This window comes from Pseudomonas sp. LBUM1657, from assembly GCF_059716075.1.
Map to the genome: position 1 here is coordinate 4118232 of NZ_CP166799.1, position 18724 is coordinate 4136955.

17 protein-coding genes are annotated in these 18724 nt (G+C 59.8%); all 17 read left to right on the forward strand.

Going from position 1 to position 18724, the window contains the following annotated elements; genetic code table 11:
* Positions 1-84 precede the first annotated feature (84 nt).
* Positions 85-531, forward strand: a complete 447-nt coding sequence (locus tag ACA055_RS19105; protein ID WP_497680078.1) for an NUDIX hydrolase — start codon at positions 85-87, stop codon at positions 529-531.
* 59 nt (positions 532-590) lie between these two features.
* Positions 591-1736, forward strand: a complete 1146-nt coding sequence (gene mnmA, locus ACA055_RS19110) for a tRNA 2-thiouridine(34) synthase MnmA (protein WP_497680079.1) — start codon at positions 591-593, stop codon at positions 1734-1736.
* Positions 1733-2356 (forward strand): high frequency lysogenization protein HflD, encoded by a 624-nt coding sequence (gene hflD, locus ACA055_RS19115; RefSeq protein ID WP_461960512.1) that lies wholly within the window; start codon positions 1733-1735, stop codon positions 2354-2356. The genes mnmA and hflD overlap by 4 nt, the downstream gene beginning before the upstream one ends.
* 127 nt (positions 2357-2483) lie before the next feature.
* Complete coding sequence (gene purB / locus ACA055_RS19120) at positions 2484-3854, forward strand: adenylosuccinate lyase (RefSeq protein ID WP_497680080.1); 1371 nt, start codon at positions 2484-2486, stop codon at positions 3852-3854.
* 86 nt (positions 3855-3940) lie between these two features.
* Entirely contained in the window at positions 3941-5110 is a 1170-nt protein-coding gene (locus ACA055_RS19125) for a ribosomal protein uL16 3-hydroxylase (RefSeq protein ID WP_497680081.1), read from the forward strand.
* Positions 5103-5528, forward strand: coding sequence for a GNAT family N-acetyltransferase (locus ACA055_RS19130; protein ID WP_497680082.1), 426 nt, complete (start codon positions 5103-5105; stop codon positions 5526-5528). Before ACA055_RS19125 ends, ACA055_RS19130 begins: the two co-directional genes overlap by 8 nt.
* A 223-nt stretch (positions 5529-5751) precedes the next feature.
* Positions 5752-6513: a secretin N-terminal domain-containing protein gene (locus tag ACA055_RS19135; protein WP_497680083.1), complete on the forward strand. Its 762-nt coding sequence runs from the start codon at positions 5752-5754 to the stop codon at positions 6511-6513.
* A gap of 509 nt (positions 6514-7022) precedes the next feature.
* Positions 7023-8348 carry an isocitrate lyase gene (aceA, locus tag ACA055_RS19140; protein WP_149418015.1) on the forward strand — a complete coding sequence of 442 codons (1326 nt, stop codon included), beginning with the start codon at positions 7023-7025 and terminating at the stop codon, positions 8346-8348.
* A gap of 642 nt (positions 8349-8990) precedes the next feature.
* Positions 8991-9404 (forward strand): NADH-quinone oxidoreductase subunit A, encoded by a 414-nt coding sequence (locus ACA055_RS19145; RefSeq protein WP_003223812.1) that lies wholly within the window; start codon positions 8991-8993, stop codon positions 9402-9404.
* A 10-nt stretch (positions 9405-9414) separates the two neighbouring features.
* A complete protein-coding gene (locus tag ACA055_RS19150) occupies positions 9415-10089 on the forward strand; it encodes a NuoB/complex I 20 kDa subunit family protein (protein ID WP_007946424.1) in 675 nt (224 codons plus the stop codon).
* Between the two features lie 72 nt (positions 10090-10161).
* Entirely contained in the window at positions 10162-11946 is a 1785-nt protein-coding gene (nuoC, locus tag ACA055_RS19155; RefSeq protein ID WP_497680084.1) for an NADH-quinone oxidoreductase subunit C/D, read from the forward strand.
* Positions 11947-11948: 2 nt separating this feature from the next.
* Positions 11949-12446, forward strand: a complete 498-nt coding sequence (gene nuoE, locus ACA055_RS19160) for an NADH-quinone oxidoreductase subunit NuoE (RefSeq protein ID WP_008146039.1) — start codon at positions 11949-11951, stop codon at positions 12444-12446.
* Complete coding sequence (gene nuoF / locus ACA055_RS19165) at positions 12443-13798, forward strand: NADH-quinone oxidoreductase subunit NuoF (protein ID WP_017339604.1); 1356 nt, start codon at positions 12443-12445, stop codon at positions 13796-13798. The genes nuoE and nuoF overlap by 4 nt, the downstream gene beginning before the upstream one ends.
* Positions 13799-13935: 137 nt before the next feature.
* Positions 13936-16650: an NADH-quinone oxidoreductase subunit NuoG gene (nuoG, locus tag ACA055_RS19170; protein ID WP_497680085.1), complete on the forward strand. Its 2715-nt coding sequence runs from the start codon at positions 13936-13938 to the stop codon at positions 16648-16650.
* The gene (nuoH, locus tag ACA055_RS19175; protein WP_497680086.1) at positions 16647-17654 is read left to right on the forward strand and encodes an NADH-quinone oxidoreductase subunit NuoH; all 1008 of its coding nucleotides are present in this window, start codon (positions 16647-16649) and stop codon (positions 17652-17654) included. The genes nuoG and nuoH overlap by 4 nt, the downstream gene beginning before the upstream one ends.
* 12 nt (positions 17655-17666) lie before the next feature.
* Positions 17667-18212, forward strand: coding sequence for an NADH-quinone oxidoreductase subunit NuoI (gene nuoI / locus ACA055_RS19180; protein ID WP_177331423.1), 546 nt, complete (start codon positions 17667-17669; stop codon positions 18210-18212).
* A gap of 9 nt (positions 18213-18221) precedes the next feature.
* Positions 18222-18722: an NADH-quinone oxidoreductase subunit J gene (gene nuoJ, locus ACA055_RS19185; protein WP_497680087.1), complete on the forward strand. Its 501-nt coding sequence runs from the start codon at positions 18222-18224 to the stop codon at positions 18720-18722.
* Positions 18723-18724 lie beyond the last annotated feature (2 nt).

An 18724-nucleotide genomic window follows, 5' to 3' on the forward strand; every position in this document is an offset into this window, starting at 1 on the left:
CCTCTCTATCGACTGACCCACCGCTTTCGCGAGCAAGCCCGCCCCACATTGACCGCATACCAACATTTAAATCGAGGAAGTCCTATGGATTGGCTACCCCGCATCACCGTCGCCACCATCGTCGAAGACAACGGCCGCTTCCTGATGGTCGAAGAAACCAAGCACGGACGAACGGTACTCAACCAACCGGCCGGCCACCTCGACCCGGACGAAACCCTGATCGAAGCCGCCGTGCGCGAAACGCTGGAAGAAACCGGCTGGGACGTCGAGCCGACGGGCGTCGTGGGCATTTACCTTTACACTGCGCCCAGCAACGGAGTGACCTACCAGCGAGTGTGCTTCACCGCAAAACCGGTCAAACATCACCCCGACTATCAGCTGGACGACGGCATTGTCGGCGCGAAATGGCTAACCCGTGACGAACTGCTGGCACAGCGCGCAAACTGGCGCAGTGAGTTAATCATCCGCTGTATCGATGATTATCTGGACGGCAAACACTTCGGCCTCGAACTGATCCGCCCTTCTCTTTAGCCTTGCGGGCTCCGGCCTGTTAGAATCGCGTCCTTTTTCAAGACACTCATTGAATCCCTATGCGTGATCCAGCCCCTTCTGACACACAAAAGAAGCGCGTCATTGTCGGCATGTCCGGCGGCGTGGACTCTTCCGTTTCCGCTCTCCTGCTGATCGAGCAGGGTTATGAGGTGGAAGGCCTGTTCATGAAGAACTGGGAAGAAGACGATGGAACGGAATACTGCACCGCCATGGATGACCTGGCGGACGCCCAGGCCGTGTGCGACAAGATTGGCATCAAGCTGCACACCGCCAACTTCGCCGCCGAGTACTGGGACAACGTGTTCGAGCACTTCCTGGCCGAATACAAGGCCGGCCGCACGCCGAACCCGGACATCCTCTGCAACCGCGAAATCAAGTTCAAGGCGTTCCTCGACTACGCCATGATGCTCGGCGCCGACCTGATCGCCACCGGTCACTACGTGCGTCGCCGCGATATCGATGGCCGCACCGAACTGCTCAAGGGCCTGGACCCGAACAAGGACCAGAGCTACTTCCTGCACGCCGTCGGCGGTGAACAGATCGCCAAGACCCTGTTCCCGGTCGGCGAGCTGGAAAAACCCGAAGTGCGCGCGATTGCTGAGAAACACGACCTGGCCACCGCGAAGAAAAAGGACTCCACCGGGATCTGCTTTATCGGCGAACGCCGCTTCAGCGACTTCCTCAAGCAATACCTGCCAGCCCAACCGGGCGAGATCAAGACCACCGAAGGTGAAGTCATCGGCCGTCACCACGGCTTGATGTACCACACCATCGGCCAGCGTCAGGGCCTGGGTATCGGCGGTTTGAAAGACGCTGGTGACGAGCCGTGGTACGTGCTGATCAAGGACCTGGAACACAACGAGCTGATCGTTGGCCAGGGCAATGATCACCCATACCTGTTCTCCCGCGCCCTGCTCGCCTCGGACATCTATTGGGTCAATCCGATCGATTTGACCGAGCCGCGCCGGTTGACCGCGAAAGTTCGTTATCGCCAAAGCGATCAGCCCTGCACGCTGGAAAAAACCGCCACCGGTTACCGTGCGACCTTCGATGACCCGCAACGCGCGGTCACCCCAGGCCAGTCCGTGGTGTTTTACGACGGCGAAATCTGCCTCGGCGGCGGCGTGATCGAAATTGCCGAACCGTGGACGAGCAAGGGTACTTCTCAAGGCGAGCAGCAATGAACCCGACTCAGGAGCAACTGACGGCGCTGGGCGGCGTATTTCTCGCCGCCGTACTGGTCGACAAGATTGCCAAGACCGGCCAGACCACCGAAGCCGGACTGACCTGCATGCTCGGCAGCCTGCTGATTCGTGATCCCAAGGACACTCTTGAAGTCTACGGCGGTGACGACATCAATCTGCGTGAAGGTTACCGGGCGCTGATCGGCGCGCTGGAGCGCGACCCCAGCACCCTTCAGCGCGAACCGCTGCGCTATGCGCTGGCGATGCTCGGCCTGGAGCGTCAACTGGCCAAGCGCGACGACATGCTGGACGAGATCGGCAAGCGTCTGCCGCAGATTCAGTCCCAGGTCGAGCACTTCGGCCCGGCTCACGAAAACGTGATCGCGGCCTGCGGCGCGCTGTATCAGGACACCCTGAGTACCTTGCGCCAGCGGATTCAGGTCCACGGCGACATGCGCAACCTGCAGCAACCGAGCAATGCCTCGAAGATCCGCGCCCTGTTGCTGGCCGGGATTCGTTCGGCACGCCTGTGGCGGCAGCTGGGCGGCCACCGCTGGCAGTTGGTGATCAGTCGTCGCAAATTGCTTAAAGAGCTTTACCCGCTGATGCGCAGCAGCTGAATCGCGCCCGCAACACCGTTTTGTAGTCTGTAACGCGTAATACGCTGGTCAGTTGGCAACGGACCGGCGGATTTTTTCATGTATGATACGCGCCCCATTTCGTTGCCCGACTGTCCGAGAACACCCCATGCAGCTCTCTTCGCTCACTGCGGTTTCCCCTGTTGACGGCCGCTACGCCGGCAAAACCCAGGCCCTGCGCCCAATTTTCAGCGAATACGGTCTGATCCGTGCTCGCGTTCTGGTTGAAGTGCGCTGGCTCCAGCGCCTGGCCGCTCACCCTGCCATCAGCGAAGTGCCGGCGTTCTCCGCCGAAGCCAACGCGGTGTTGAACACCCTGGCGGAAAACTTCTCTCTGGAGCACGCCGAGCGCGTCAAAGAGATCGAGCGCACCACCAACCACGACGTCAAAGCCATCGAATACCTGCTCAAAGAGCAAGCGGCCAAGCTGCCGGAACTGGCCAACGTCAGCGAGTTCATCCACTTTGCCTGCACCAGCGAGGACATCAACAACCTGTCCCACGCCCTGATGCTGCGTGAAGGCCGTGATGACGTGATGCTGCCGCTGATGCGCCAGACCGCCGAAGCTATCCGCGAACTGGCCATCCGTTTCGCTGACGTGCCAATGCTTTCGCGCACCCACGGCCAACCGGCGTCGCCAACCACCCTGGGCAAAGAATTGGCGAACGTGGTTTACCGCCTGGAGCGTCAAATCGCTCAAGTCGCTGCCGTTCCGCTGCTGGGCAAGATCAACGGCGCTGTTGGCAACTACAACGCTCACCTGTCGGCCTATCCTGAGATCGACTGGGAAGCCAACGCCCGCGCCTTCATCGAAGACGAGCTGGGCCTGGGCTTCAACCCGTACACCACGCAGATCGAACCGCACGACTACATCGCCGAGCTGTTCGACGCGATCGCCCGCTTCAACACCATCCTGATCGACTTCGACCGCGACATCTGGGGCTACATCTCCCTGGGTTATTTCAAACAGCGCACCATCGCTGGCGAAATCGGTTCGTCGACCATGCCGCACAAGGTCAACCCGATCGACTTCGAAAACTCCGAAGGCAACCTGGGTATCGCCAACGCACTGTTCCAGCACCTGGCGAGCAAACTGCCGATTTCCCGCTGGCAGCGCGACCTGACCGACTCCACCGTCCTGCGCAACCTCGGTGTCGGCTTCGCCCACAGCGTGATCGCGTACGAAGCCAGCCTCAAGGGCATCAGCAAGCTTGAGCTGAACGCTCAGAAGATTGCCGCTGACCTGGACGCCTGCTGGGAAGTTCTGGCCGAGCCGATCCAGACCGTCATGCGTCGCTACAACATCGAAAACCCGTACGAAAAGCTGAAAGAGTTGACCCGTGGCAAGGGCATCAGCCCTGAAGCACTGCAAACTTTCATCGACGGCCTGGACATGCCAGCCGCCGCCAAGGCCGAACTGAAGCTGCTCACCCCGGCGAACTACATCGGTAACGCTGTAGAGCAAGCCAAGCGCATCTGATCGACCGCTTTACCCGTTTGAGACGCCCGGCAGCGCCGGGCGTTTTTATTCCCGTCTGAAAAGTGCTTTTTTTCAATAGGTTACACATGAATCCTGACATTCCTCTTCAACTTCTGGGCGGTATCACTGCCCGGGAATTCCTGCGCGACTACTGGCAGAAAAAGCCGTTGCTGATTCGTCAGGCGATTCCTGATTTCGAAAGCCCGATCGACGCTGACGAACTGGCCGGCTTGGCGCTGGAAGAAGAAGTCGAATCGCGCCTGGTGATCGAGCACGGCGAGCGCCCTTGGGAATTGCGCCGCGGCCCGTTCGCCGAAGACGAATTCAGCAAATTGCCGGAGCGCGAGTGGACCCTGCTGGTTCAGGCGGTCGACCAGTTCGTGCCGGAAGTCAGTGAATTGCTGGAGCACTTCCGCTTCCTGCCGAGCTGGCGCATTGACGACGTGATGATCAGCTTCGCCGCCCCAGGTGGCAGCGTGGGTCCGCACTTCGACAACTACGACGTGTTCCTGCTGCAAGGCCACGGCAAGCGCAACTGGAAAATCGGCCAGATGTGCGATTCCGAGAGCCCGCTGCTGCAACACGCCGACCTGCGCATCCTCGCCGACTTCGAAGCCACCGACGAGTGGGTTCTGGAGCCGGGCGACATGCTGTACCTGCCACCACGCCTGGCCCATTGCGGCGTGGCCGTCGAGGATTGCATGACTTACTCTGTTGGTTTCCGCGCACCGAGCGCCGCTGAAGTACTCACGCACTTCACCGACTTCCTCAGCCAGTTCCTGCCGGACGAAGAGCGTTACACCGACGCCGACGCCCAGCCTGCGGTCGATCCACATCAGATCCAGCACGACGCCCTCGATCGCCTGAAAAGCCTGCTGGCCGAGCACATGAGCGACGAGCGCCTGTTGCTGACCTGGTTCGGCCAGTTCATGACCGAGCCGCGCTACCCGGAGCTGGTAGTTGGCCCGGAAGAAATCGAAGAAGACGACCTGCTTGCCAGCCTCGAGCAAGGCGCGGTGTTGATCCGCAATCCAAGCGCGCGCCTGGCCTGGTCCGAAGTCGATGACGACCTGCTGCTGTTCGCCAGCGGCCAGAGCCGATACTTGCCGGGCAAACTGCGCGAGTTGCTGAAAATGATTTGCGCCGCCGACGCGCTGCACGTCGACAACCTTGGCGACTGGCTCAGCGACGAAGACGGTCGCGGCCTGCTGTGTGAACTGATCAAGCAAGGAAGCCTGGGGTTTGCCGATGAATAAGATTCACGTACGTGTCGCAGACTGGCAAAAGGACAACGCCGAGATCCGGCGCATTCGTGAAGCGGTGTTCGTCGCCGAGCAGTCCGTTCCACCTGAACTGGAATGGGATGCCGATGACCAGGGCGCCGTGCATTTCCTCGCGCTCGAAGGCGACTTTCCGATTGGCACCGCCCGCCTGCTGCCCGACGGTCACGTCGGCCGGGTGTCGGTGCTCAAGGATTGGCGCGGCTTGAATGTCGGCGATGCGCTGATGCAAGCGGTGATCGGCGAAGCCGAAAAGCGCGGGCTGAAGCAGCAGATGCTGAGCGCGCAAGTACAGGCCACGGCGTTCTATGAGCGCTTGGGCTTCAGCATGGTCAGTGAGGAATTCCTGGAAGCAGGGATTCCGCATGTAGACATGGTGCGTCATTCGGTTTGAGACCGTGGCGCGCCCTTCGCGAGCAAGCCCGCCCCCACACTTGATCTGTGAACGGCACAGAGCCAATGTGGGAGCGGCCTTGCTCGCGAAGGCGATGGACAACACCACAAAACGCCCCGCCATCGACCGATGCCGGGGCGTTTTGCTGTCTACGATTCAACTTGCCCCACCCCGGGCCGACAAACTGGCAATATCAAGTGATTAAAAGTCGGAGATAACGGACATGTCCCTACGCACCCTGCTCACCACGCTGCTGCTGACCTGCAGTTTTTCGGTCATGGCCGCCACCGAGATCGTGCCCCTGAACTACCGCACAAGCACCGACATGCTGCCGATGGCGCAGGATTTCATCGGCAAGGATGGCCAGGTCAGCGCCTACGGCAACCAGCTCATCGTCAATGCAGAACAGCGCAGGATCGACGAACTTAAGGCCCTTATCGCGCAACTTGACACCGCCCCCAAGCGCCTGCTGATCACGGTCGACACCAACGAAAACAACTTTCAGGGCGATCAGGGTTACTCCGTGAACGGTGCCAAACCGAGTCAGACCCAAATCATCAATCGCAGCACCGAAAGCCGCGACGGCGGGATCCAGCAGATCCAGGCCAGCGAAGGCGCACCGGCCCTGATCCAGGTCGGTCAAAGCGTGCCGCTCACCAGCACCCAGACCGACTCCTACGGTGATTTACGCAGCCAGACCGAATACCGCAACGTGACTCAGGGTTTCTACGTCACGGCCAGCGTTACCGGCGAAATCGTTCACCTGTCGATCAGTACCAACCGTGACCGAGTTAGCCAGGAACGTCCCGATGTAGTGAACGTGCAAAGCACCGACACAACTGTCACGGGACGCCTCGGCGAGTGGATCACCCTGGCCGGCGTAAATCGCCAGACTCAGGCTGACAAACAGGCCATAACCCGCAGCTACTCGACCCAGGGACGGGATGACATGACCTTGCGGGTGAAAGTCGATACTTTGGACTAAACCACCGAAATCTGACTGATTAGTCGTATTAGACCAAAGATGTAGTGCCACAAAAAAAGCACTACAAAACGTTTGACGATCCAAAAAAGCAAAGGCATGATGGCCTCGCTCCCGCTAATCAGGGGCCCTGGCAAGGGCCTTCGAAGCGCCGTTCGCACCTACCCCGCGAGCCGCTTCGTGTCTGTACCGCCCACAAGGTGTGTTTGACGAGGTTGCCGACTGGAACGAAGTTGTCCCGAGGGACGGAAGCGTAATTAGGTAACCCGGCTCCACACTGATGTTTGCACCAAGGCCCACGACGCCCGAATGCGCTCGCCAGTTCGCCCTTACCTGCTCACTTCCCCTCGAGCCCATCGTTCATCCCGTCGCCAACCCCGCCGAATCCGACTTGACCACCTAAGCTTCTGGTCAGCGAGCAGCCTTTTACGCACCTCTAAATGCGTACTTGGCACGCAGGAATTGTCCACCCAGAACCACTTTCGATTAAAGACGCGACGAGGTTTATCTCCATGGCACTGACACGCGAACAGCAAATTGCAGCCCTCGAAAAAGATTGGGCTGAAAACCCACGCTGGAAAGGCGTGACACGCGCTTACTCCGCTGCTGACGTCGTCCGTCTGCGTGGCTCGGTTCAACCTGAGCACACCTTTGCAAAACTGGGCGCCGAAAAGCTTTGGAACCTGGTCACCCAGGGCGCCAAGCCATCCTTCCGTCCTGAGAAAGATTTCGTCAACTGCATGGGCGCCCTGACCGGCGGCCAGGCTGTGCAACAAGTCAAAGCCGGTATCCAGGCGATCTACCTGTCGGGCTGGCAAGTCGCTGCGGACAACAACTCCGCAGAATCGATGTACCCGGACCAGTCGTTGTACCCGGTGGATTCGGTTCCAACCGTGGTCAAGCGCATCAACAACTCGTTCCGTCGCGCTGACCAGATCCAGTGGAAAGCCGGTAAAGGTCCGGGCGACGAAGGCTACATCGACTACTTCGCTCCGATCGTGGCTGACGCCGAAGCCGGTTTCGGCGGCGTACTGAACGCTTACGAGCTGATGAAGAGCATGATCGAAGCAGGCGCCGCCGGCGTTCACTTCGAAGACCAACTGGCTTCCGTGAAAAAATGCGGCCACATGGGTGGCAAGGTACTGGTTCCTACCCAGGAAGCCGTTCAGAAGCTGACCGCTGCTCGCCTGGCTGCTGACGTTGCCGGCACACCGACCATCATCCTGGCTCGTACCGACGCGAACGCTGCTGACTTGCTGACTTCCGACTGCGACCCGTACGACCAGCCATTCGTGACTGGCGAACGTACCCAGGAAGGCTTCTACAAAGTGCGCGCCGGTCTGGACCAGGCGATCTCTCGCGGCCTGGCCTACGCGCCGTACGCCGACCTGATCTGGTGTGAAACCGCCAAGCCGGATCTGGACGAAGCTCGTCGCTTCGCCGAAGCGATCAAAAAGGAATACCCGGACCAACTGCTGTCGTACAACTGCTCGCCTTCCTTCAACTGGAAGAAAAACCTGGACGACGCGACCATCGCCAAGTTCCAGCGCGAACTGTCCGCCATGGGTTACAAGCACCAGTTCATCACCCTGGCCGGCATTCACAACATGTGGCACAGCATGTTCAACCTGGCGCACGACTACGCCCGCAACGACATGACTGCCTACGTGAAGCTGCAAGAGCAAGAGTTCGCTGACGCCGCCAAGGGTTACACCTTCGTGGCTCACCAGCAGGAAGTGGGCACCGGCTACTTCGACGACATGACCACCGTGATTCAAGGTGGCTCGTCTTCGGTAACCGCACTGACCGGTTCGACTGAAGAAGAACAGTTCCACTGATCTGCTTCGCCTGAACAAACGGCCGTTGCGGACCGAATAAAAAGCTAACCGCAACGCCGCACATCTGACGCCCCGACTGGTTCGGGGCGTTTTTTTGCCTGCGATTCAGCAGACACCACAGTCCCCTGTGGGAGCGAGCCTGCTCGCGAAGGCGGTTTATCATTCAACATCTCTATTGACTGACCCACCGCCTTCGCGAGCAAGCCCGCTCCCACAAGGTTCGGCGGCGACCTGAAGGAAAAACCTTGATCCAGAGCATTTTCGCGATCAGGAAAACGAGGTAAAACGACACCGCCCGCTACTTGCAGTAACGCGCATATAAGACAACTTCCCAACCATAAACCCGTTAAACAGTTTCAAAACCACCGCAAACAATATTGATTATCATTTAGCCGCAACTATGTTCGTTACATTCCCTACAAAACATTATTGATGAAATCCCGGCTAATGCCCGCAACGCATGGGCTGCGGGGCTTTGAAGAGGCGTTATGTCCTTATTCCTATAAATAATTTCGCTATAGGAATTTTACTTGCACGGTGTTTAGCCATAAAATCAGCGGGATTGATTGCTGCGACATATCGTCACTGCTTTGTTTCTTTTTCAAGCTCAGAGACCTTTGCTCTCTGTTAAGGATTACCAGCATGCCCGAAGCGACAGGACTCATGGCCCACAACTGGGGCTTTGCCATTTTCCTTCTGGGCGTCGTCGGCCTTTGCGCCTTCATGCTTGGCGTCTCCAGCCTCCTTGGGTCAAAAGCCTGGGGCCGCAGCAAAAACGAACCGTTCGAGTCCGGCATGCTACCTACAGGTGGCGCCCGCTTGCGGCTCTCAGCCAAATTCTATCTGGTCGCGATGCTCTTCGTGATCTTCGATATCGAAGCCCTTTTTCTCTTTGCCTGGTCTGTGTCCGTCCGCGAAAGCGGCTGGACCGGATTCGTCGAAGCTCTCGTTTTCATAGCAATTCTGTTGGCAGGTCTTGTCTACCTGTTCCGAGTGGGCGCCCTTGACTGGGCTCCGGAAGCTCGTCGCAAGCGGCAGGCGAAGCTGAAACAATGAGGCTTTGGCAATGCAATACAATCTCACCAGGATCGACCCCGATGCTCCTAACGAGCAGTATCCGATTGGCGAACGGGAAACCGTTTCCGATCCGTTAGAAGATCAAGTCCACAAAAACATTTTCATGGGCAAGCTCGAAGACGTGCTTAACGGCACGATCAACTGGGGGCGCAAGAACTCCCTGTGGCCGTATAACTTCGGTCTTTCGTGCTGCTACGTGGAAATGACCACCGCCTTCACGGCGCCCCACGACATCGCGCGCTTTGGCGCCGAGGTTATCCGGGCATCGCCGCGTCAGGCGGACTTCATGGTTATCGCCGGTACCTGCTTCATCAAGATGGCGCCGATCATTCAGCGTCTCTACGAGCAAATGCTCGAACCTAAATGGGTCATCTCCATGGGTTCGTGCGCCAACTCCGGTGGCATGTACGACATCTACTCCGTCGTTCAAGGGGTGGACAAGTTCCTGCCCGTGGACGTCTACGTGCCTGGCTGCCCGCCCCGCCCTGAGGCTTTCCTGCAAGGCTTGATGCTGTTGCAGGAGTCGATTGGACAGGAGCGTCGTCCGCTTTCCTGGGTCGTTGGTGATCAAGGCGTGTATCGCGCCGAGATGCCTTCCGAAAAGGAAAAGCGCCGCGAACAGCGAATCGCAGTCACCAACCTGCGCAGCCCCGACGAAGTCTGATCCAGATCTGCTTCTTTTATAGAACGAGACACTGGCTTCATTCTTTACGTTGACCGAAAGCGATAAATAACCATGACTACAGGCAGTGCTCTGTACATCCCGCCTTATAAGGCAGACGACCAGGATGTGGTCGTCGAACTGAACAACCGTTTTGGCCCCGAGGCGTTCACCGCCCAGCCTACCCGCACCGGCATGCCGGTGCTTTGGGTTGCCCGTGCCAAACTCGTCGAAGTCCTGACGTTCCTGCGCAACCTGCCCAAGCCGTACGTCATGCTCTATGACCTGCACGGCGTGGACGAGCGTCTGCGCACCAAGCGTCAAGGCCTGCCAAGCGGCGCCGACTTCACTGTGTTCTATCACTTGATGTCGATCGAACGTAATAGTGACGTAATGATCAAGGTCGCCTTGTCCGAGAGCGACCTTAGCGTGCCGACCGTTACCGGCATCTGGCCGAACGCCAACTGGTACGAGCGTGAAGTGTGGGACATGTACGGCATCAACTTTGCCGGTCACCCGCACCTGACCCGTATCATGATGCCGCCGACCTGGGAAGGTCACCCGCTGCGCAAGGACTTCCCGGCCCGCGCCACCGAGTTCGACCCGTTCACCCTGAACCTGGCCAAGCAACAGCTCGAGGAAGAAGCCGCGCGCTTCAAGCCTGAAGACTGGGGCATGAAGCGTTCCGGTCCGAACGAGGACTACATGTTCCTCAACCTCGGCCCAAACCACCCTTCGGCGCACGGTGCGTTCCGCATCATTCTGCAGCTGGACGGTGAAGAGATCGTCGACTGCGTACCGGACGTCGGCTACCACCACCGTGGTGCCGAGAAGATGGCTGAGCGTCAGTCCTGGCACAGCTTCATCCCGTACACCGACCGTATCGATTACCTCGGCGGCGTGATGAACAACCTGCCGTACGTGCTCTCGGTCGAGAAGCTGGCCGGCATCAAGGTGCCCGAGAAGGTCGACGTCATCCGCATCATGATGGCCGAGTTCTTCCGGATCACCAGCCACCTGCTGTTCCTGGGCACCTACATCCAGGACGTCGGCGCCATGACTCCGGTGTTCTTCACCTTCACCGACCGCCAGAAGGCGTACACGGTGATCGAAGCCATTACCGGTTTCCGTCTGCACCCGGCGTGGTATCGCATCGGTGGCGTCGCTCACGACCTGCCGCGCGGCTGGGAAAAACTGGTGAAAGACTTCGTCGAGTGGATGCCAAAGCGTCTGGACGAATACCAGAAAGCCGCCCTGGACAACAGCATCCTCAAAGGCCGGACCATCGGCGTTGCCGCCTATAACACCAAAGAAGCCTTCGAATGGGGCGTCACCGGTGCAGGCTTGCGTTCGACCGGTTGCGATTTCGACCTGCGTAAAGCCCGTCCATACTCCGGCTACGAGAACTTCGAGTTCGAAGTGCCGCTGGCGGCCAACGGCGATGCCTACGACCGTTGCATCGTGCGCGTCGAAGAAATGCGCCAGAGCATCAAGATCATCGAGCAGTGCATGCGCAACATGCCGGAAGGCCCGTACAAGGCGGATCACCCGCTGACCACGCCGCCGCCGAAAGAGCGCACGCTGCAGCACATCGAGACCCTGATCACGCACTTCCTGCAAGTTTCGTGGGGCCCGGTCATGCCGGCCAACGAATCCTTCCAGATGATCGAAGCGACCAAGGGCATCAACAGTTATTACCTGACGAGCGATGGCGGCACCATGAGCTACCGCACCCGGATTCGTACCCCAAGCTTCCCGCACTTGCAGCAGATCCCTTCGGTGATCAAAGGCAGCATGGTCGCGGACTTGATTGCGTACCTGGGTAGTATCGATTTCGTTATGGCCGACGTGGACCGCTAAGCATGAACAGCACGCTTATCCAGACAGACCGTTTCGCCCTGAGCGAAACCGAGCGCTCGGCCATCGAGCACGAGCTGCATCACTACGAAGACCCGCGCGCGGCGTCGATCGAAGCCTTGAAGATCGTCCAGAAGGAACGTGGTTGGGTGCCTGACGGCGCGCTCTACGCCATCGGCGAGATTCTCGGCATCCCGGCGAGCGACGTTGAAGGTGTGGCCACGTTCTACAGCCAGATCTTCCGTCAACCCGTCGGCCGCCACATCATTCGCGTCTGCGACAGCATGGTCTGCTACATCGGCGGCCATGAATCCGTGGTCAGCGAGATCCAGAGCAATCTGGGCATCGGCCTGGGTCAGACCACCGCCGACGGTCGTTTCACCCTGCTGCCGGTCTGCTGCCTCGGCAACTGCGACAAGGCGCCGGCGTTGATGATCGACGACGACACATTCGGTGATGTGCAGCCTGCCGGCGTTGCCAAATTGCTCGAGGGCTACGTATGACCCTGACTTCCTTCGGTCCTGCCAACCGCATCAAGCGTTCGGCCGAGACTCACCCGCTCACCTGGCGTCTGCGTGACGATGGCGAAGCCGTCTGGCTCGACGAGTACCAGGCCAAGAACGGTTACGCCGCTGCGCGCAAGGCCTTCGCCGACATGGCGCAGGACGACATCGTCCAGACCGTGAAAGACGCCGGCCTCAAAGGTCGCGGCGGTGCAGGCTTCCCCACGGGCGTGAAGTGGGGCCTGATGCCCAAGGACGAATCCATCAACATCCGCTACCTGCTGTGCAACGCGGATGAAATGGAGCCGAACACCTGGAAAGACCGCATGCTGATGGAGCAACTGCCCCATCTGCTGATCGAAGGCATGCTGATCAGTGCTCGCGCGCTGAAAACCTACCGTGGCTACATCTTCCTGCGTGGCGAATACACCACCGCCGCCAAGCACCTGAACCGTGCCGTGGAAGAAGCCAAGGCCGCGGGCCTGTTGGGCAAGAACATCCTGGGCAGCGGCTTCGATTTCGAGCTGTTCGTCCACACCGGCGCCGGGCGTTACATCTGCGGTGAAGAAACCGCACTGATCAACTCCCTCGAAGGCCGCCGCGCCAACCCGCGCTCCAAGCCACCCTTCCCTGCCGCCGTTGGCGTGTGGGGCAAGCCGACCTGCGTGAACAACGTTGAAACCCTGTGCAACGTGCCGGCGATCATTGCCGACGGCGTGGACTGGTACAAATCGTTGGCCCGCGAAGGCAGCGAAGACATGGGCACCAAGCTCATGGGCTTCTCCGGCAAGGTCAAGAACCCCGGCCTGTGGGAATTGCCATTCGGCGTCACCGGTCGCGAGTTGTTCGAAGACTACGCCGGCGGCATGCGCGACGGTTACAAGCTCAAGTGCTGGCAGCCAGGCGGCGCCGGTACCGGCTTCCTGTTGCCGGAACACCTGGACGCACAAATGTACGCCGGCGGCATCGCCAAAGTGGGCACCCGCATGGGTACCGGCCTGGCCATGGCGGTGGACGACAGCGTCAACATGGTGTCCTTGCTGCGCAACATGGAAGAGTTCTTCTCCCGCGAATCCTGCGGCTTCTGCACCCCGTGCCGTGACGGTCTGCCATGGAGCGTCAAGCTTCTGCGCGCGATCGAGAACGGTGAAGGGCAAGCCGGTGATATCGAGACCCTGCTGGGTCTGGTCGGTTTCCTCGGCCCGGGCAAGACGTTCTGTGCTCACGCACCGGGCGCCGTGGAGCCGTTGGGCAGCGCAATCAAATACTTCCGCCATGAGTTCGAAGCCGGCATCGCGCCTACCAGCGCCGTCGTCCCGCCTCTGGCAAGGCCGATCGTAGTCGGCGCTTAACGCTTTAAAAAGGCGAAGGGTCCGTGCCCTTCGCCTTTCGTTCGATGACGCCTTTTATGGGCTGTTTGGATTCGGACGAACAACAAGATTCCATTAGCCACGCCCGCTGACACCGGGCCAACGAAGAACTTTGAACCATGGCCACTATCCACGTAGACGGCAAAGAGCTCGAAGTCGATGGGGCAGACAACCTGTTACAGGCATGTCTGTCGCTAGGCCTCGATATCCCTTATTTCTGCTGGCACCCCGCCCTTGGCAGTGTTGGCGCTTGCCGCCAGTGCGCGGTCAAGCAGTACACCGATGAGAACGACAAGCGTGGTCGGATCGTCATGTCCTGCATGACCCCCGCCACCGACGGCAGCTGGATCTCCATCGACGACGAAGAAGCGAAAGTGTTTCGTGCCAGCGTCGTTGAATGGCTGATGACCAACCACCCCCACGACTGCCCGGTCTGTGAGGAAGGCGGTCACTGCCACCTGCAAGACATGACGGTGATGACCGGCCACAACGAGCGCCGTTATCGCTTCACCAAGCGTACCCACCAGAACCAGCAACTGGGCCCGTTCATTTCCCACGAAATGAACCGCTGCATCGCTTGCTACCGCTGCGTGCGCTTCTATAAGGACTACGCCGGCGGCACCGACCTCGGTGTATTCGGCGCCCACGACAACGTGTACTTCGGTCGCGTTGAAGACGGCACCCTGGAAAGCGAGTTCTCCGGCAACCTCACCGAGGTCTGCCCGACCGGTGTGTTCACCGACAAGACTCACTCCGAGCGCTACAACCGCAAGTGGGACATGCAGTTCTCGCCGAGCATCTGCCATGGCTGCTCCAGCGGTTGCAACATTTCCCCGGGCGAGCGTTACGGTGAACTGCGTCGCATCGAAAACCGTTTCAACGGTTCGGTGAACCAGTATTTCCTGTGCGACCGTGGCCGTTTCGGCTATGGCTACGTCAACCGCAAGGATCGCCCACGTCAGCCACTGCTGGCCAATGGCGCCAAGCTGACGCTCGACGAAGCGCTGGATAAAGCCGCTGATTTGCTGCGCGGTCGCAATATCGTCGGTATCGGCTCGCCCCGTGCCAGCCTCGAAAGCAACTACGCGTTGCGCGAACTGGTCGGCGCCGAGCACTTCTACTCCGGTATCGAAGCGACCGAGCTGGAACGCATTCGTCTGGTCATGCAGGTGCTCAAAGACAGCCCGCTGCCGATCCCGAACATGCGCGACATCGAAGACCACGACGCAATCTTCGTCCTCGGTGAAGACCTGACCCAGACTGCTGCGCGCATGGCCCTGGCCCTGCGTCAATCGGTCAAAGGCAAGGCCGAAGACATGGCCGACGCCATGCGCGTCCAGCCTTGGCTCGACGCCGCGGTGAAAAACATCGGCCAGCACGCGCTGAACCCGCTGTTCATCGCCAGCCTGGCTGAAACCAAGCTCGACGACATCGCTGAAGAATGCGTACACGCTGCACCGGACGACCTGGCCCGCATCGGTTTCGCCGTGGCTCACGCCCTCGACGCCAGCGCACCTGCTGTTGAAGGCCTGGACGCTGAAGCTTTGGAGCTGGCCAAGCGCATCGCCGACGCCCTGCTCGCGGCCAAGCGTCCGCTGATCATTGCCGGCACCTCGCTGGGCTCCAAGGCACTGATCGAAGCGGCTGCAAACATTGCCAAAGCTCTTAAGCTGCGCGAGAAGAACGGTTCCATCAGCCTGATCGTGCCTGAGGCCAACAGCCTCGGCCTGGCCATGCTCGGTGGCGACTCCGTTGATGCCGCGTTGCAAGCGGTGATTGACGGCAAGGCCGACGCTATCGTCGTGCTGGAAAACGATCTGTACACCCGTACCGACAAAGCCCGTGTCGATGCTGCCCTGACCGCCGCGAAAGTGGTAATCGTTGCAGACCATCAGAAGACCGCCACCAGCGATCGCGCGCACCTGGTTCTGCCAGCCGCCAGCTTCGCTGAAGGCGACGGTACGCTGGTCAGCCAGGAAGGCCGCGCCCAGCGTTTCTTCCAGGTGTTTGACCCGACTTACCTCGATGCGAGCATTCTGGTTCACGAAGGCTGGCGCTGGCTGCATGCCCTGCGCGCGACCCTGCTGAACCAGCCGATCGACTGGACCCAACTGGACCACGTCACCGCTGCCGTTGCTGCAAGCACGCCGCAACTGGCACGCATCGTCGAGGCCGCACCGTCCGCTGCGTTCCGTATCAAAGGCCTGAAACTGGCGCGCGAACCGCTGCGTTACTCCGGTCGTACCGCCATGCGCGCCGACATCAGCGTGCACGAACCGCGTACCTCCCAGGATAACGACACCGCGTTCTCGTTCTCCATGGAAGGTTACTCGGGCTCGGTCGAGCCGCGTCAACAAGTGCCATTCGCCTGGTCGCCGGGCTGGAACTCGCCGCAGGCCTGGAACAAGTTCCAGGACGAAGTCGGTGGTCACATCCGCGCTGGCGACCCGGGCACCCGCCTGATCGAAAGCACCGGTGACTCGCTGAACTGGTTCGCCAGTGTTCCGCGTGCGTTCAACCCGGCTCAAGGCACCTGGCAGGTTGTGCCGTTCTTCCACCTGTTCGGCAGCGAAGAAAACTCTTCCAAAGCCGCTCCGGTTCAGGAACGCATCCCGGCCGCTTACGTGTCGCTGGCCAAATCCGAAGCCGACCGCCTGGGTGTCAATGACGGCGCCCTGCTGAGCTTGAGCGTGGCGGGTCAGACCTTGCGTCTGCCGCTGCGCATCAACGAAGAGTTGGGTGCCGGCCTGGTTGCATTGCCGGCCGGTATCGCCGGCATTCCGCCTGCGATCTTTGGCAAAACCGTTGACGGTCTGCAGGAGGCAGCGCTATGACCTGGTTCACTCCTGAAGTGATCGACATCATCATCGCGGTCATCCAGGCCGTGGTGATTCTGCTCGCCGTGGTGGTCTGCGGTGCGCTGCTGAGCTGGGTCGAGCGTCGTTTGCTCGCCCTCTGGCAGGACCGTTACGGTCCGAACCGCGTCGGCCCGTTCGGCGCGTTCCAGATCGCGGCCGACATGATCAAGATGTTCTTCAAGGAAGACTGGACCCCGCCGTTCGCCGACAAGATGATCTTCACCTTGGCACCGGTCGTGGCCATGAGCGCCTTGCTGATTGCCTTCGCGATCATCCCGATCACCCCGACCTGGGGCGTGGCGGATATCAACATCGGCATCCTGTTCTTCTTCGCCATGGCCGGTCTGTCGGTCTATGCGGTGCTGTTCGCCGGCTGGTCGAGCAACAACAAGTTCGCCCTGTTGGGCAGCTTGCGGGCCTCTGCGCAAACCGTGTCGTACGAAGTGTTCATGGGCCTGTCGCTGATGGGCATCGTGATCCAGGTCGGCTCGTTCAACATGCGCGACATCGTTGAATATCAAGCCCAGAACCTGTGGTTCATCATTCCGCAGATCTTCGGTTTCCTGACCTTCTTCATCGCTGGCGTCGCCGTGACTCACCGTCACCCATTCGACCAACCGGAAGCGGAACAGGAACTGGCCGACGGTTACCACATTGAATACGCCGGCATGAAATGGGGCATGTTCTTCGTCGGAGAGTACATCGGCATCGTGCTGATTTCGGCGCTGCTGGTGACCCTGTTCTTCGGTGGCTGGCACGGTCCGTTCGGCATTCTGCCGCAGATCCCGTTCATCTGGTTCGCGCTGAAAACCGCGTTCTTCATCATGATCTTCATCCTGCTGCGCGCCTCGATTCCGCGCCCACGGTATGACCAAGTGATGGATTTCAGCTGGAAGTTCTGCCTGCCGCTGACCCTCGTCAACATGCTGGTGACCGCTGCGATCGTGTTGCTCAACACGCCCGCCGTCGCGGCTCAGTGAGGATAGAGAATCATGAAGTACATATTTGACATCGTGCATGGCTTCTTCACTCAGCTTCGCAGCCTGGTGATGATCTTCGGCCATGCCTTCCGCAAGCGCGACACGCTGCAGTACCCGGAAGAAGCCGTGTACCTGCCGCCGCGCTACCGTGGGCGTATCGTCCTGACCCGCGACCCTGATGGCGAAGAGCGTTGTGTAGCCTGCAACCTGTGCGCCGTGGCGTGCCCGGTCGGTTGCATCTCGCTGCAGAAAGCTGAAACCGAAGACGGTCGCTGGTACCCGGACTTCTTCCGCATCAACTTCTCGCGCTGCATTTTCTGCGGCCTCTGCGAGGAAGCCTGCCCGACCACCGCGATCCAGCTGACACCGGATTTCGAAATGGCCGAGTTCAAACGTCAGGACCTGGTTTACGAGAAAGAAGATCTGCTGATCTCCGGCCCCGGCAAAAACCCTGATTACAACTTCTATCGTGTTGCAGGTATGGCGATTGCCGGTAAGCCCAAAGGCGCCGCGCAGAATGAAGCCGAACCGATCAACGTGAAGAGCTTGCTGCCTTAAGGAAGAAAGATGGAATTCGCTTTCTATTTCGCATCGGGTATCGCTGTTGTGTCCACGCTTCGCGTGATCACCAACACCAACCCTGTGCACGCCCTGCTCTACCTGATCATTTCGCTGATCGCCGTGGCCATGACGTTCTTCGCCCTCGGCGCACCGTTCGCCGGTGTGCTGGAAGTGATCGCCTACGCCGGCGCCATCATGGTGCTGTTCGTGTTCGTGGTGATGATGCTGAACCTGGGCCCGGCCTCGGTTCAGCAAGAGCGCGTCTGGCTCAAGCCCGGCATCTGGCTCGGCCCGGTCGCCCTCGGCACCCTGCTGCTGATCGAACTGCTGTACGTGCTGTTCAGCGACGCCAGCGGTCAGGCCATCGGTCACACCACCGTAGACGCCAAGGCCGTGGGCATCAGCCTGTTCGGTCCTTATCTGCTGGTGGTCGAACTCGCCTCGATGCTGCTGCTTGCCGCAGCCGTCACGGCGTTCCATTTGGGCCGTAACGAGGCGAAGGAGTAACT

Excerpts from the sequence above, each read along its gene's own strand:
- nuoE (WP_008146039.1), top strand. The coding sequence starts at position 11,949 with ATGAACAGCACGCTTATCCAGACAGACCGTTTCGCCCTGAGCGAAACC.
- hflD (WP_461960512.1), top strand. The coding sequence starts at position 1,733 with ATGAACCCGACTCAGGAGCAACTGACGGCGCTGGGCGGCGTATTTCTC.
- ACA055_RS19135 (WP_497680083.1), top strand. The coding sequence starts at position 5,752 with ATGTCCCTACGCACCCTGCTCACCACGCTGCTGCTGACCTGCAGTTTT.
- ACA055_RS19105 (WP_497680078.1), top strand. The coding sequence starts at position 85 with ATGGATTGGCTACCCCGCATCACCGTCGCCACCATCGTCGAAGACAAC.
- aceA (WP_149418015.1), top strand. The coding sequence starts at position 7,023 with ATGGCACTGACACGCGAACAGCAAATTGCAGCCCTCGAAAAAGATTGG.
- ACA055_RS19130 (WP_497680082.1), top strand. The coding sequence starts at position 5,103 with ATGAATAAGATTCACGTACGTGTCGCAGACTGGCAAAAGGACAACGCC.
- nuoC (WP_497680084.1), top strand. The coding sequence starts at position 10,162 with ATGACTACAGGCAGTGCTCTGTACATCCCGCCTTATAAGGCAGACGAC.
- purB (WP_497680080.1), top strand. The coding sequence starts at position 2,484 with ATGCAGCTCTCTTCGCTCACTGCGGTTTCCCCTGTTGACGGCCGCTAC.
- nuoI (WP_177331423.1), top strand. The coding sequence starts at position 17,667 with ATGAAGTACATATTTGACATCGTGCATGGCTTCTTCACTCAGCTTCGC.
- ACA055_RS19150 (WP_007946424.1), top strand. The coding sequence starts at position 9,415 with ATGCAATACAATCTCACCAGGATCGACCCCGATGCTCCTAACGAGCAG.
- mnmA (WP_497680079.1), top strand. The coding sequence starts at position 591 with ATGCGTGATCCAGCCCCTTCTGACACACAAAAGAAGCGCGTCATTGTC.
- ACA055_RS19125 (WP_497680081.1), top strand. The coding sequence starts at position 3,941 with ATGAATCCTGACATTCCTCTTCAACTTCTGGGCGGTATCACTGCCCGG.
- nuoH (WP_497680086.1), top strand. The coding sequence starts at position 16,647 with ATGACCTGGTTCACTCCTGAAGTGATCGACATCATCATCGCGGTCATC.
- ACA055_RS19145 (WP_003223812.1), top strand. The coding sequence starts at position 8,991 with ATGCCCGAAGCGACAGGACTCATGGCCCACAACTGGGGCTTTGCCATT.
- nuoG (WP_497680085.1), top strand. The coding sequence starts at position 13,936 with ATGGCCACTATCCACGTAGACGGCAAAGAGCTCGAAGTCGATGGGGCA.
- nuoJ (WP_497680087.1), top strand. The coding sequence starts at position 18,222 with ATGGAATTCGCTTTCTATTTCGCATCGGGTATCGCTGTTGTGTCCACG.
- nuoF (WP_017339604.1), top strand. The coding sequence starts at position 12,443 with ATGACCCTGACTTCCTTCGGTCCTGCCAACCGCATCAAGCGTTCGGCC.